Consider the following 13986-nt stretch of genomic DNA (forward strand, 5'->3'; position numbering starts at 1 on the left):
ATCGGTCAACCCAGACAGATGACAGTGGTTCGTTTCCGAAAGATGCTCCCCAGTCTGGCTCCGGTAAATTCTTGAGTTCATCCAGTGAAAGGCTTGTGCCAGATCGGGAAACAGGGCCGTTACCACGCACAAAGTAATCATAAAGAGTAGAAGAATAGCCAAGCGTCAATTTGTGGTCGACAGCAAAGGTTGAGAAGCGAGTATCCAGGTAAATATATCCTCCATAATTTTCATGCTTTTCCCAGGGTGAGTTTGATATTCTGACGGGAATAAAGGTCCTGTCCACCTGCTGATTTAAAGATATTTGATTGACTCTCATCCGGGTATCCTGATAGAAAAAAGCACTTCTGAGCGTAAAATACTTACTGGGATCCCAGCGCAGGCTGGTATAGGCTTTATGGCTTTCTATATCATTAGAAGTCCATTTGGGAGAGTAGCGTTTACTGGTATCGATAGAGATTCTTTCCGTCATATAATAAAATGGTTGTATCGCCTCTTTGCTGTAATCGTTATAGGTATATTTGATATCCACATAGAGGGTATCGGTAAGGTGGCCATCCAGCACAATGTTGGCCACTTTCTGGTTGACTGGTTCACCGATAGCGGTATCTCCGCCCTGATAGAGCAGATTGGCCCGGTAACCGAAGCGGCCTCGTTCATCAAATTTTCCGCTGATATCAGCATGGCCATAAAACTGGGTGCCGCCGTAATTACCGAATGTCAGCCTTCTGAGTGGAACATTGGTCGGGCTTTTGGTGACATAATTTATCGCCCCCCCTACTCTTCCACCGCCATAGAGAAAACCTGAAGTTCCGCTGAGAATTTCAACCCGATCGATTTCGATTACTGACACAGCAGAACCATTTACGCCAGCCATAGGTATACCATCATAAATAGGATTAAGTGTTGGAAAACCCCGTATGGTGACATGAGGTGTACCAGTAAAATTTTGGATCATTGGTTCCTGAGTCAGGGGATTCATTTTGAAGATCTGCCCCATATTCTGAGCGTTGACATTCTCGATCAGGTCTGAAGGAACGATACTCATCGAATAGGGCGTATCACGCAAACTACGTTCTCCCCAAAGACCAATACCGCTGATATTACTAACCCGATAACCTTCTTCTGCTGTGCCTTGTTTCAGTGAAGCTGTGCTGACTGTCAATGGTGGCAACGTTACCGGTCCACCCGCGGCTGCTATCCGGTGCAATGAATAACCACCATTACCTGCCTCCACCAGTTCATAACCACTGCCGGCCAGCAAGCGTGAAAATCCTGCACGGACGGTGTAGCGGCCTTGCAATCCTTTTCTGCTCAGTCCCGACAGCATTTGTGGATCGAAGGATAGCGGCACACCAGATGCAGCGGCGAATTGCGCCAGTGCATCGCCGAGCTGGCTGGCAGGAATGGCATAGTCCCGTTGAGCTGTGTTATCGAGGGCTTCAGCAGCCATGACAGAATTCGGTATGACTACTGCACCAGTGAGACTGGCCAGGATGCAAGTGATCATAAATGCAAGTGCATTGGTTTTGAGAATCGATAGGATGGTGCGGCAGAAATGAATGAGGGAAGAGAATGCAAACCCTGCAGTGCAGGCTGATTGCCCGAGGTGGAAACGCCTGAAGACCATAATTCGTGACCCTTTCGTTAGTGTTGATCAAGTAGTTGAAGCGCGTTCAAAACACGCTTTCACCTGATACACCGGATGAACACGAAAAAGGTATCAGCCGAATCGCAGATTTTTTGCGGTTGAAGTATATGCGGCCTGTATCCCCTTATTTGAGGTATGAGGTACTCCAGGGATTAACCAGATCGATCCCGCAATCGACAAAATCCTTGAGGTTACGTGTAGCCAGGCTGGCACCCTTGGATTTAGCCATAGCAGCAATCATGGCATCGAACTGACTGATCGGCTTACCGACGGCCTTACGGGATGCTGCAATTTTGGCGTAGGTATCGGCAGCCGTGCTATCGAAATTCAGAACATGTCCGGCCAGATCTTGATCGAAAATGCTCTGAATGGCATCCAGCAGAGCTGTCTGACGTTGGCCATCAGGTAGTAGACGCACACCGTAGAACAGTTCAGCTCGTGTAACCGTAGTAGTGAATAGCACTGACCGTGGCTGGGCCGCCAGCCATACCAGTACCTGTGTATCTGGTACAGGGCGCAAAATCTCGGAAAGTACATTGGTATCCAGAACGATCATGCTCCCGGCTCCAAAGGATCACGAATAGCTTCCCGTTCAGGCAGATTCAGCTCGATCCCGCCCAATGGCTCTATACGTGAACGAATTACTTCCACCAGCGAGACAGTCTGCACTGGTTCAGCAGATAACGCTGTACGCAAAATATCCTGTACTTCATCTTCCATGGAACGTCCATGCATAGCAGCACGCACACGCAGCCGGGCCTTGAGTTGCTCATCGATGTTGCGAATAGTCATAGTCGCCATATCAATCTCCTGTTAATCAATGGCTTGACGGTCATTAGCTGGTGTTAAAACAACCAACCATTGTACATGCATCGTACATCAGAAATCCTTGTCTGCTTTCCGGGAAATCAACGAACCCGCACCGTAATTCACCTGAAGATAATGCGATTACCGCACGCCACCAGTCAGGAGATCCGGAGCGAATGAATTCATCATCGGCACATTTGTAGTAACATAACTACATTAACTGTTTGTGGAGGTATGCCATGGCTATTACAACGCTTTCCAGCCGGGAACTCAATCAGGATATCGGACGGGCCAAGCGCGCTGCCCGCAACGGCCCGGTCATCATCACCGACCGGGGTAAGCCCGTGCATGTGCTGCTGTCTTACGACGAGTACCAGCGCATCATCGGCCAGCAGGAAAACATCGTCGATCAGCTCGGCCTGCCATCGGGCATCGAAGATGTGGAAGTGGAGTTCCCCCGCTCGCGCGAACTGGCACGGCCTGCGGACTTCACCTGATGCTCCTGCTCGATACCAACGTCATTTCTGAGCTGCTCAAAGTCCGTGCTGGAAAGGCCGATCCGCACGTGACAACATGGGGCCGGACAGTGCCCGGTGCGAGTCTCTACGTTTCGGTCATCACCGTGCAGGAATTGGAGATCGGTACCTTGTAGGTCGAACGCCGTGACCCGGCCCAAGGCATTTTGCTTCGCACCTGGCTGGAGGAACATGTACTGTCGAGCTTCGCTGATCGAATCTTGCCGGTCGATACAGTCGTAGCACGCCGCAGCGCCGCGCTCCACGTACCCAACCCGCGCCCATACCGGGACAGCCTGATCGCCGCCACCGCGCTGGTATATGGCATGACTCTGATTACTCGCAACGTAGCTGATTTCGAACCGATGGGTGTCACATTGCTCAACCCATGGACGCCATGCTGGCCGCGAATCAGCGGGCTTGTACCGTAATCCACCGGGAAATGGTACGACTGATGTGTATCGGCAAGGTCGTTTCCAGCAAACTCAGGCTGGCGGGTATGTCAGTCACCGGGAAAGCACCGGAGACGGCCAGACTGGCAACAGAAGGATCGCAACGCAGAACACCACGGTAATAGCGGTTCAGTTCGGCGATCAGCTCACCGAGATGCATATCACGAGCCAGCAGCATGCCATGCTCCCACAGCGTAGTGTCTTAGATTTAGTACGCTAATTGTTCCAGGGTGATACCCATCGCCGCCGCGGCTTTCTCAAGCGTTGCCTTGCGCGGACGCTTGGCAGCCTCAATCTGTGCATAGCCTGCTTGCGTGATCTCCATGCGTTTAGCCATTTCTTCCTGGGTCAGCATCAGGTATTCACGCCAGGCTTGCAGCATACTCATTCCATTGATAGCTTTACTGACGACAGCGTGTGGCGCACCATCTTTAGGCACGTATACTTGGGAATGCACAAAATCAGCGTAGGGAATAACGACAAAGGCAGGCCGTCCATCTACATCATTGATAGTTTGATAGTTAGTAAGTGGTCTCATCGCGCTTTTTAACTTCCTGAATATTAATGATATGGATTTCTCCATCGAAATCAAAGAAAACTCTATAGTCCCCCGCTCGCAAACGGTAGGGATACCGGTGATTTGTCAGTTTCTTGATACTGTTACAATCAGGAAATACTGACAATTTTTCTTCAACAGTATCCCGGATAACTTGCGCCGTTTGCCTTGGCAATTTCAGCACCTGCTTAATCGCTTTTGTTTTCCAGATGATTCTGTTCATCTGCTTATTATAAGAATAATATAAGCAATATCAATATAGATATAAGAATTGACCCGTTCCGAAAACTATGCCTTGGCGGTCTGCATTTGCCAGCTTTGCATGGCTAACCTCCAAACTATAAAAGTCAGACTAGATAAGTCTGAGTTCTATCCAAGAGCGATGTCCATGTCCATACGGGCATGAATGCCGACCCCCAACCAGCGGATCAACGAGCCTGCACCGTAATCCACCAGGAAGTGGTGCTGCTGATGCGTATCGGCAGAGTCGTTTCCAGCAGCGCCAGACTGGCGGGTATGTCAGTCACCGGGAAAGCACCGGAGATGGCCAGACTGGCAACAGAGGGATCGCAACGCAGAACACCACGGTGATAGCGGTTCAGTTCGGCGATCAGCTCACCGAGATGCATGTCACGAGCCAGCAGCATGCCATGCTCCCACAGCGTGGTACTGGCTTCCACGGGTCGTACGGGCTGCATGTCGAGTCCGGTAAAGGTCATCTGCTCACCTGCACGCAGAACAGTTGTTTGAATGGATACAGCCGGATGAACTTCGACAGCCCCCTCAAGCACAGCGACCTGAGTGCGGTCATCGAAATGGCGCACGGTGAAGCGCGTACCCAGTGCGCGCAAGCTGCCATGAGCGGTCTGCACGATGAAGGGGCGCGATACAGGAGACGGATCACGCCCGGTAGTCACAAGGATCTCTCCAGCCAGTAATATAAGACGCCGTTCAGCAGTGGTAAAAGCGACATTCGCTGCACTGGTAGTATTGAGCACCAGATGCGTGCCATCATTCAGATCGATGAGTTTCTGTTCACCGGTGGCGGTACGCAGATCAGCCACCCATTCCTGCCAGGGGCTGTGTCGCCAGGTGATCCAGGCAGCAGGCATGGCAAGTGCAAGTAAGCCCAGGCGCAACATCTGCCGACGGCCAGGATTGCCCAGATGCGAAAAGGTATCATGACCCAGTTTTGGTGGTACCTGATCAAAAGTGCTCAGCATATTTTCAGCACGTCGCCAGGCGGCTTCATGAGCAGGGTTGCGTTCACGCCAATGTGCCAGAGCCATCCGATCGCGCTCCGTCGCTTCGCCGGACTGGAGCAGTACCAGCCAATCGGCTGCTTCCAGCAGGATAGCTGGATCGATATCGGGCTCGGGGGAATGGAGCACTGTCATGAATGAATCAATCCAGCATCAGGCAAGCGACAAAGGCTGTGCGCATGTGTCGCTTGATCGTAATGAGTGAAAAACCGGTTTGATCAGCGATCTGCCGGTAAGTCAGCCCGTCGAGCTGGGCCAGCAGGAAAATATCCCGTGTACGTACCGGCAAACCGCGCAACATGGTTTCGATGCGGCACAGCGCTTCCAGGATCAGCAGTCGTGTTTCAGGCGAAGGGATTTCTGTCTCTGGCAGGTGGGCAAGTGCTTCCAGGTAAGCACGCTCTACATCCTGTCGCCGCCAGTGGTCGATGACCAGACCCTTGGCAATGTGCGTCAGCAACGCACGCGGTTCCTCACCCAAATGTACCGGCATCCTTTGTGAAGCCATGACACGCAGAAAAGTATCGTGCGCCAGATCGGCTGCATCACAGGCATTGCCGAGTTTGCAGCGCAGCCAGCCATACAACCAGCCGTGATGGTCGGTATACAGAACATGGATTCGGTGTGCTGCAAGGTCAGTGGCCGGCACAGCGCCCTCTTCGTCATCGGTCATGCACATGTGCGAACACAAAAATAAAATGAGAACGATTCTTATTTTATAAGGTAAGGTGCCCGACTTGCAAGACTGGTTTTATATATGACCAGACACCCAGTCAGGGCAGCAGACTCGCAAACTTTGCTGATCTGAGGGAACGAATACTGATAGCACAGACAATCGAGGAAATGTTTGATGCGTGAGTAGTTCGGGAAATGACAGGAGTTTCTGCCGGATTTTGCAGGAAGAAGTCCTCCGGGCTCTATTCTGAGCCCGGAATATCAAGCTAAAACGTTAAAACATCGTACTGACAGAAAACGCAACAGTCCTCGGTACGCCTAAATAATTAGCATCTTGCCAGTAGTTTTTACCAGTCAGATTGATGACATTCAGACGTACTATTAGTGACTTATCCAGTACACGAGTTGCATATCGTGCTCCGATATCATACAAGGTATAGCTGGGTATCTTGTCGGTATTGGCCGCATTGCCATATCTCTCGCTGGTATAGTAGATACCACCGGTCAAGCTCAATCCCGTAATCCAAGGCAGAGCATATTCCGCATAAATTTTGCCCATTCTGGAAGCAGCATTGACTGGTTTCTTTCCTTCCAGAGCAGGATCATTGGCTTTCTCTACGCTGATATCCATCAGGGTGCCGCCTCCCATGATAGTCAGATTGTCGGTTACTTTTCCGGTCAGGATCAATTCCACCCCGTTATGTACTTGCAAACCATCCTGAACGTAAGTGGGGATAGGCATAGCTTGATTTGAAAACTGATTGGCTTTCTCGATTCGGAACAGCGCAGTACTCAATAATAAATTAGGATTGACATCGTATTTCAGACCCACTTCATATTGTTTACTGACGAGTGGTGGGAATACTTCCCCAAAATTAGTATAGGTATTACCTACTCTCGTTCCTCTTTCAAGTGCTTCCATATAAGAGACATAGGTGGTGACATCTTTAATCGGTTTATACAGCACCGAGACGGAGGGGGTCAGCGCAGATTTTTCATATTTAATACCATCGCCATAAAAACCGGATGCTTTATTCATCGTAGTAGCATAGTTGAATCCGATCATCGCAGACCATTGATCATTGAAAGTAATATCATCTCCAATCAAAACATTATTATATTGATCAATCCAGGGAGATGATACGGTTCCCTTTCCGAAAGATTCTCCCCAATCCGGCTCAGATAAGTTTTTAACTTCATTTAACGAGAGGCTTGTACCAGACCGAAGAACAAAACCATTACCACGCAAAAAGTATTCATAATAAGTAGAGGAATAACCTAAGGTTAGTTTATGGTCGACAGCAAACGTTGAAAATCGCGTATCCAGGTAGATATAACCCCCATAATTTTCATGCTTTTCCCACGGGGCGTTTAACATTCTAGGAATAAAGGTCCTGTTCGCTTGCTCATTTAAATATATTTGGTTGGTTCTCATATTAGTATGTTGATAGAAGAAAGCACTTCTAAGGGTGAAATACTTACTGGGATCCCAGCGCAGGCTGGTGTAAGCTTTGTGACTTTCCAAGTCATTAGATGCCCATTTGGGAGAATAGCGTTTACTGGTATCGACCCCAGTTCTTTCTATCACACTATTAAATGTTGGTTGTGTTGCTTCTTTGCTGTAGTCGTTATAGGTATATTTGACATCCGCGTAGAGGGTATCGGTAAGATGACCATCCAGCACGATGTTGGCGACTTTCTGTTTTACGGGCTCACCTATAGCGGTATCTCCTCCTTGGTAGAGCAGATTGGCTCGATAACCGAAGCGGCCCCGATCATCGAATTTTCCACTGATATCAGCATGGCCATAAAACTGAGTACCACCGTAGTTACCAAACGTCAGCCTTCTGAGCGGGACACTGGTTGGGCTTTTGGTCACGTAATTTATTGCCCCGCCTACTCTGCCGCCACCATAGAGAAAGCCTGAGGTTCCACCGAGAATTTCGACTCGATCGATCTCGATGACGGATACGGCAGAGCCGTTCCCAAGAGCAAGAGGTATGCCATCATAGACCGGATTTGTTGATTGAAATCCGCGCATGACGACCATAGGTATACCGGTAAAATTCTGAATAGGTGGTTCCTGAGTCAAGGGATTCATTTTGAAGATCTGCCCCATATTCTGGGCATTGATGTTTTCAATCAAATCAGAAGGGACAATACTCATTGAATAGGGCGTATCTCGCAAGCTGCGTTCATCCCATAAGCCAATTCCGCTGACATTACTGACCAAATACCCCTCTTCTGCTGCGCCTTGTTTCAGGGAATCTGCTTTTACGGTCAGCGTGGGCAACACTGCTTTTCCATCAGTAGTCAGATTCCCGGTAGCCGGTACTTTATGCAAGGTATACCCTCCGCCCGGTTGCCTGATGACCTCTATACTGTTACCGGCCAGCAGCAACATGAGTCCTGCTGAAATATCATGGCGGCCATTCAACCCTCTGGTCACTTTGTTGCTGATCAGTGCAGGATCATAGGTCAGATTGACGCCTGCAGTACGGGCGAAGCGATCCAGTGCGCTATCCAGCGGGCCAGCAGGAATATCAAACATTCTGGTATTGGTTTCAACTGGCCCGGCTGCGTTGTTCTGTGCCTGTGCAGGCTGTATAAAACAGATCCCACTCAACACAAGAAAACCCGGTATCACGCTGCAGAGTACTGCAGTACGCAACAACCGGATCAAACTGGAGATGGAGATAAAACAATGAGTGACGATACAAGGATGAAAGATAGTCATATTATTTTCGGTCAGATAGGTTAATGATCAACAAACAAGGCTCCCACCTGATAGGTCGATCGAGAATCGAAATCCCCTCACCTTTTCCGAAAAATTTTTCTGACGCTTCTCCTGTTTTTATTCAACGAATAAATTTACGAACCATTTAGGAACCTCTGCAAAACTATCTGCATTGCCATTTCTGCGTTAAAAGTCGGCTCAGAATACTCATTTATTACGTATAAACTCCGCTTCTTCGCCGACTTTTGCCTTGAACTGACTGCCTCGCTAACGTTTTTCAGAGGTTCCCTTACTTATCGCCAGGACAGCGATGCAGTTCGTACCTCACCGTATCCTGTTGCACTATAAAACGGAAAAAATCGTATGCTAAGGCTGCACTGAGGCAGGAATCCAGCGATAAAGCGTAGGAATGGACACGCCAAAGTTCTTGGCCACGTCCCTGGGCGGAACGCCGTTGGCCAGCAGCTTCATTGTCGACTCGATCTTACTGTCGGTCATCTTGGGTTTGCGGCCTCCCCTGCGACGTGCCACTCACCTTGTCCTCGAAGATCTTTTTACATCCGGCCCTGGTCAAGGCTTCGCGTTGCAGCTCCAGGTTCTGATCTTGCGTCGAGATTCACGTATAAGCCAATCAACATGGCTTGTCTCTTGCTTCATTGTCGGCGTCCTGGCGCACGGCGGGCAATTGCTTGAGCAACTCCGGCAGTGCTGCCTGCACGGTGTCCCACACCACATCGAGGTTGATGTCGAAGTAGCCGTGGGCGATGCGGTTGCGCATGCCGCGCATATTGCGCCACGGCACTTGAGCATGTGCCTGGGCAAACTCGGCATAGCCATCCATCACCTTCGTGACGGCTTCGCCGATGATGATGAGGCTCATGATGACGGCCTGCTGAGTTTGCTTGTTCTCAAGGAAATCCTCTTTGGCCAGGCCCTCTACGAAGCTGCACGCGTCGGTTGCGGCCTGCTGTATGTGGTCGAGGTAATCGAGCAGGCGGCTTTCGCTCATATCGGTCGCGCCTCCGCGAGTACCTTGGCCCGGAACTTTGGCGGCAGGTCGCCGGGCGTCAGCAAATCAACGTGGAGGCCGAGCAGTGATTCCAGCTCGACTTGCAGACCACCCAGATCGAACAGTGTCGCACCAGGCAGCGCATCGACCAGCAGATCGAGGTCGCTGCCATCGTGGTCGGTGCCATGCAGCACCGAACCAAAGACACGCGGGTTCGTGGTGCGGAAGCGGCCTACCGCTTCACGCACTGCGCTTCGTTTCATGTCAAGCACAACAGACGGTCTCATGGGCATCCTTTTTTATCAAAACTCGTTGAGATGGTATGCAATCAAGAATAGAGCTTCAAGAACTATTTTCGAGAATCACAATACCTTAATATCCGTGAAATAAAAAATCGAGTGCACTGGTAATCTCGGGTTGCATATCTCGTAACGACAGCACGGGCATTGTAAGTAGTCGCCGGGGGATAGCCCCCATTTTTGGAGTTTCCAGCAGAAAATCCTGGCCTTTGATCGTTACAACCGGAGTCAGCCTGCCGGGTAATTTAACTTTGGGGAAGTGCTCAAGGCTGCGCAATGGAATGACCATGCAGCTATCCAGCACATCAAGCAGATCGCTCTGGACATCCAGCAGATAAGGTGTCGTAGCGGCGTGACTACCCGGGTTAACATAAACATCGAAACGTGCCACAAGGGAGCCTCCAGAAAACTACCTGCGTTGTCATTTCTGCGTCAAAAATCGGCTCAAAATGCTCATTTATTACGTATAAACTCCGCTTTCTTGCCGATTTTTGCCTTGAACTGATTGCCTCGCTAATATTTTTTAGAGGTTCCTTAGAAACTTCTCCACTCGTCCAGTGGCAGATTCTCAGCTTCGATAGTGGCATTGTAGGCAGTAATAAAATCCGCATGTTCCTCACGCCAGCGGCGCTCTTGCTCATGACGCACCACTTCACGCAGGTAAGTATCGCAGACCTGAGAAATATTGATATCCAGTTGCCTGGCAGCGTCCAGTACATCAGCACTCAAGCTCAGATTGATTGCACGTTTGCCAGGTCGGCCAGATTGGGTACGACGGACAGACTGTATCGTTGGCATTGATGTCTCCATGCGCATAATAATATGTGCATAGCCTAACCCGTATTATTCATTGTGTCCATGGTTTGCAACAAAACGATCAAGCCACTGGATTGCTTCAGCGTACCATTTCGCAAGGACAGCGATGCAGTTCGTACCTCACCGTATCCTAACGCACTCCTATCTCTGTTAACGATATAAGCTCTTCGGGCCCACTATCACCCAGAAACGTGTGCGATACATCACGCTGACCGGCTGCGTCTGTGCAAGAAATTGCAGTGCCTTATCCGTATCTTTCACATGAAAAATACCCGATATCGGCAGATCGGCCACACGTTCGTCACAAACGATGTAACCCGGACGATAGCGTGACAGCTCAGCTACCAGATCGGCCAGCCGGATATTTTTACCGGCAATGACACCACTGACCCAGCCATCTTCCTCGAAATACCGGTCTGCTTCAGGCAGGATGCTGCTTCCGGTCAGTCGGCGGCTCTCACCCGCCTGCACGATGGCTGACGAACCACCGGCAGATGGATGCAACTCCACCGCGCCTTCCTGCACACTGACGCGGGCATGCTGTTCGTCCAGCCGTACGACAAAACGGGTACCGAGTGCCTGCAGTTCACCGAATGGCGTACGTACCCGGAACGGACGCTTCCTGCCGATTCGGGCCGATACTTCGCTATCGGGGCCGGTAGTGATATGCATCTCACCTCGCTGCAAGACGATGAGCCGCTGTGCTTCCGTCAGATCAAAGCTGACCGCACTGTCGGTATTGAGCACGACAACCGTACCATCGGTCAGATGGAGTACACGCTGTTCACCCGTGACGGTACTGGCATCCGCCAGCAGACGCTGCCAGGGAGTATGCTCACGCACAGTCCAGCCGGTTGCGATGGTAATACCCGCCAGAGACAGCAGTTTCATCGCATTTCTGCGGCTCAGTTTGCGTGACTGGCGTCTGCTGTCCACTTCCTGCAGTGTATCGAATGCCAGTCTGGAAGGAAGACTCCTGCAGTCATTCCTGAGATTATTCAGAGAATCTACCCGTTGCCAGGCAAGCCTATGCAACGGATCGGCGTGCAGCCACTGGTCGAAGGATTGACGGGTTTCAGGTGTGGGATCGTTATAATCGAGTCTGATCGACCAGGTGATGGCAGCCTCGATGATGTTTTCAGGAAGAGAGGCAGTTTGTGGCAGATTTTCCTGATCGACGGACGGGTGTGTCATCCGGTCATGCTTCGAAATGCAATGCGTAACACTGGCGCAGTGCCTTGGCAATATAGCGCTCGACAGTCGCCACGGATACGTCCAGATGTTTTGCGATCTGCGAACAGGTCAGCCCATCGATCTGTGCCAGTAGAAAGGCGGTGCGTACTGCCGGTTTGAGTGAATCGAGCACCCGGTCTATCTCGACCAGCGTTTCCAGAAAGATCAGGCGGCTTTCAGGGGCAGGCGTTTCGGGCTCAGGCAGAACTGCCAGTATCTCCAGCCAGACCTGCTCCAGCTCGCGCCGACGCCAGTGATCGACGACCAGGCCACGGGCGATGGAAGACAGATATGCCCGTGGTTCGTGTATCTGGGAGGGTTGCCGGCGAGTAAGTACCCGCATGAATACATCCTGGGCAATATCTGCTGCATCGAAAGTATTACCCAGCCTGCGATACAGCCATTTCTGCAACCAGCCATGATGATTATTGTACAGATCATGCGCTTGCTGCCACGTTACCAGCTTGACAACCGGGATGGTCATTTTCCGTCTTCCGATCAGATAATATTAATGAGAATAGTTCGCATTCTATAAGATGTACGATTGGCCTGCAATGCAATCTCGAATAGATGGTCACTACTTTCCACGGTCACAAAACATTCGGACGAGCATCAGCAACAGTCTTCCACCCGCCTCCCAGCGCCCGGTAGAGCGATACTCTGGCCTGCAGAGTCAGCAGTTTGAATTGCATAGCATTGTCCAGCGCAGCATAGAGGGTGCGTTGCACGTCGAGCAACGTTATCAGAGTCTCCGCGCCCGCCTTGTAGCGTGATTCAGCCAGATCGAACGCCCGCCGGGCCTGGATGAGCTCCTGCGTTTGTGCGGTTGCCTGCAGGTCGTAACCCGTTACCGCATTGAGCGCCACTTCGACATTGCCGAATGCACTGATGATGATACTGCGATAACCTGCCAATAATTCCTCATGTTGAGCAACGGCCAGATCACGTCCGGCCGCCAGCCGGCCCGCATTGAAGATCGGCGCCATCAGACCAGCCGCAACACCGTAGAGAGGGCCATCGAGAGGTGTCACGACTCCCATGCTGGCAGTCAGCTGCAGACTTGGGAACATGGCCGCACGGGCAGCGATGATGCTGGCATTTGCTGCTGCCAGTTGTGCTTCAGCACTGGCGATATCCGGCCGGCGCACCAGCAGATCGGATGGCAATCCGGCACTGATGGAAGGTACCTGCAGCGCATCGAGCCGGCTGCTTTTCACGGTAAACGTGGAAGCCGGCAGACCCAGCAGCACCGCCAGAGCGGTTTGCGTATCGCTTGCCTGCTGGTGCAGAGCAGCCAGGAAACGCTGTTGTGCAGCCACCAGTCCGCGTTGTCGTGCCACATCCAGCAGCGTAGCGGCACCTGCCCGCCGGCGTGCTTCCACCAGTGTCAATAAACGGCTGGCATTATCCAGATTACGCTCGGCAATATCGATACGCTGACGCAATGCCGTTGTCTGCAGCCATAGCTGGGCCGTACCGGCAGTGACTGTCAGTGAAACCGTATCGTGATCAAATTCAGTTGCGCGCAGAATCGCCCGTGCAGCATCACGCCGTGCACGATTCTTGCCCCAGAAGTCGATTTCATAGCTGGCTGCCAGCCCACCGGAAAAAGTATTGTCGTGAAATGCATTGTCACCATATTGCCCTCTCCTGCTGAAATCGGCATTGGCAGACAACTCCGGCAGTAATGGTGCGCCGGCAATACGGGCGGCAGCTTCGGCCTGGTGCACACGCGCCACCGCGGCTACGACATTGAGACTCTGTTTTTGCGCCTGAACGATCAATAGCTCCAGCTCTGTGCTACCGAAACTGCGCCACCAGTCGCGCGTGACATCCGGCGCAGCAAGATCAGACGTTGCGCGCCACTGTGCCGGTACATTGATGGCTTCCGATGGCATATTCGATTCCGGCGCAGTCAGGCTGGTACAAGCAGCCGGCAACCATACCAAAAGAAATAATACGACTCTGTTCATC

20 protein-coding genes are annotated in these 13986 nt (G+C 51.3%); 3 read left to right on the forward strand and 17 right to left on the reverse strand.

The window, feature by feature from the left end; translation table 11 throughout:
* The 3 genes from B5D58_RS07575 to B5D58_RS07585 form a co-directional block, all read right to left on the reverse strand.
* Window positions 1-1510, reverse strand: a 1510-nt coding sequence (locus B5D58_RS07575; RefSeq protein WP_234989034.1) for a TonB-dependent siderophore receptor, incomplete at its 3' end; no start/stop codon positions are given.
* A 265-nt stretch (window positions 1511-1775) separates the two neighbouring features.
* Entirely contained in the window at window positions 1776-2207 is a 432-nt protein-coding gene (locus B5D58_RS07580; RefSeq protein WP_011111666.1) for a type II toxin-antitoxin system VapC family toxin, read from the reverse strand.
* Window positions 2204-2452: a FitA-like ribbon-helix-helix domain-containing protein gene (locus B5D58_RS07585; RefSeq protein ID WP_011111667.1), complete on the reverse strand. Its 249-nt coding sequence runs from the start codon at window positions 2450-2452 to the stop codon at window positions 2204-2206. The genes B5D58_RS07580 and B5D58_RS07585 overlap by 4 nt, the downstream gene beginning before the upstream one ends.
* Before the next feature lie 245 nt (window positions 2453-2697).
* Between B5D58_RS07585 and B5D58_RS07590 the strand changes: the two genes are divergently transcribed.
* Genes B5D58_RS07590 through B5D58_RS13965 form a run of 3 tightly spaced genes read left to right on the forward strand, consistent with a single transcriptional unit; the run spans window position 2698 to window position 3404 of the window.
* On the forward strand, window positions 2698-2955 hold the full coding sequence (locus B5D58_RS07590) for a type II toxin-antitoxin system Phd/YefM family antitoxin (RefSeq protein WP_011111668.1): 258 nt from the start codon (window positions 2698-2700) through the stop codon (window positions 2953-2955).
* Entirely contained in the window at window positions 2955-3110 is a 156-nt protein-coding gene (locus tag B5D58_RS13960) for a PIN domain-containing protein (protein ID WP_198407862.1), read from the forward strand. Before B5D58_RS07590 ends, B5D58_RS13960 begins: the two co-directional genes overlap by 1 nt.
* Window positions 3111-3140: 30 nt before the next feature.
* Window positions 3141-3404 (forward strand): PIN domain-containing protein, encoded by a 264-nt coding sequence (locus B5D58_RS13965; protein ID WP_011111669.1) that lies wholly within the window; start codon window positions 3141-3143, stop codon window positions 3402-3404.
* On the opposite strand, the gene B5D58_RS07600 is transcribed toward B5D58_RS13965, so the two are convergent.
* The 14 genes from B5D58_RS07600 to B5D58_RS07665 form a co-directional block, all read right to left on the reverse strand.
* Complete coding sequence (locus B5D58_RS07600) at window positions 3385-3603, reverse strand: FecR family protein (protein ID WP_041356644.1); 219 nt, start codon at window positions 3601-3603, stop codon at window positions 3385-3387. The two genes, B5D58_RS13965 and B5D58_RS07600, sit on opposite strands and share 20 nt — an antisense overlap.
* Before the next feature lie 30 nt (window positions 3604-3633).
* A complete protein-coding gene (locus tag B5D58_RS07605; RefSeq protein ID WP_041356646.1) occupies window positions 3634-3963 on the reverse strand; it encodes a helix-turn-helix domain-containing protein in 330 nt (109 codons plus the stop codon).
* Window positions 3947-4204, reverse strand: coding sequence for a type II toxin-antitoxin system RelE family toxin (locus B5D58_RS07610; protein ID WP_041356648.1), 258 nt, complete (start codon window positions 4202-4204; stop codon window positions 3947-3949). Before B5D58_RS07610 ends, B5D58_RS07605 begins: the two co-directional genes overlap by 17 nt.
* A gap of 205 nt (window positions 4205-4409) precedes the next feature.
* Window positions 4410-5378, reverse strand: a complete 969-nt coding sequence (locus tag B5D58_RS07615; protein ID WP_011111670.1) for a FecR domain-containing protein — start codon at window positions 5376-5378, stop codon at window positions 4410-4412.
* Between the two features lie 7 nt (window positions 5379-5385).
* Complete coding sequence (locus B5D58_RS07620; protein WP_011111671.1) at window positions 5386-5922, reverse strand: sigma-70 family RNA polymerase sigma factor; 537 nt, start codon at window positions 5920-5922, stop codon at window positions 5386-5388.
* A 270-nt stretch (window positions 5923-6192) separates the two neighbouring features.
* Complete coding sequence (locus tag B5D58_RS07625) at window positions 6193-8469, reverse strand: TonB-dependent siderophore receptor (RefSeq protein WP_234989035.1); 2277 nt, start codon at window positions 8467-8469, stop codon at window positions 6193-6195.
* A gap of 552 nt (window positions 8470-9021) precedes the next feature.
* Window positions 9022-9186 carry a helix-turn-helix domain-containing protein gene (locus tag B5D58_RS14360; protein ID WP_425311373.1) on the reverse strand — a complete coding sequence of 55 codons (165 nt, stop codon included), beginning with the start codon at window positions 9184-9186 and terminating at the stop codon, window positions 9022-9024.
* A 100-nt stretch (window positions 9187-9286) separates the two neighbouring features.
* The gene (locus B5D58_RS07635; protein WP_011111673.1) at window positions 9287-9664 is read right to left on the reverse strand and encodes a HepT-like ribonuclease domain-containing protein; all 378 of its coding nucleotides are present in this window, start codon (window positions 9662-9664) and stop codon (window positions 9287-9289) included.
* A complete protein-coding gene (locus tag B5D58_RS07640) occupies window positions 9661-9951 on the reverse strand; it encodes a nucleotidyltransferase family protein (RefSeq protein ID WP_011111674.1) in 291 nt (96 codons plus the stop codon). Before B5D58_RS07640 ends, B5D58_RS07635 begins: the two co-directional genes overlap by 4 nt.
* Before the next feature lie 85 nt (window positions 9952-10036).
* Window positions 10037-10354 (reverse strand): CcdB family protein, encoded by a 318-nt coding sequence (locus B5D58_RS07645; RefSeq protein ID WP_011111675.1) that lies wholly within the window; start codon window positions 10352-10354, stop codon window positions 10037-10039.
* A gap of 143 nt (window positions 10355-10497) precedes the next feature.
* On the reverse strand, window positions 10498-10761 hold the full coding sequence (locus tag B5D58_RS07650) for a type II toxin-antitoxin system CcdA family antitoxin (RefSeq protein WP_011111676.1): 264 nt from the start codon (window positions 10759-10761) through the stop codon (window positions 10498-10500).
* A gap of 168 nt (window positions 10762-10929) precedes the next feature.
* Complete coding sequence (locus B5D58_RS07655) at window positions 10930-11973, reverse strand: FecR domain-containing protein (protein ID WP_011111677.1); 1044 nt, start codon at window positions 11971-11973, stop codon at window positions 10930-10932.
* Window positions 11974-11977: 4 nt separating this feature from the next.
* Window positions 11978-12496 carry a sigma-70 family RNA polymerase sigma factor gene (locus B5D58_RS07660; protein WP_011111678.1) on the reverse strand — a complete coding sequence of 173 codons (519 nt, stop codon included), beginning with the start codon at window positions 12494-12496 and terminating at the stop codon, window positions 11978-11980.
* A 106-nt stretch (window positions 12497-12602) separates the two neighbouring features.
* The gene (locus tag B5D58_RS07665; protein ID WP_011111679.1) at window positions 12603-13985 is read right to left on the reverse strand and encodes an efflux transporter outer membrane subunit; all 1383 of its coding nucleotides are present in this window, start codon (window positions 13983-13985) and stop codon (window positions 12603-12605) included.
* Window position 13986 lies beyond the last annotated feature (1 nt).

Source organism: Nitrosomonas europaea, from assembly GCF_900167395.1.
GTDB lineage: Bacteria > Pseudomonadota > Gammaproteobacteria > Burkholderiales > Nitrosomonadaceae > Nitrosomonas > Nitrosomonas europaea.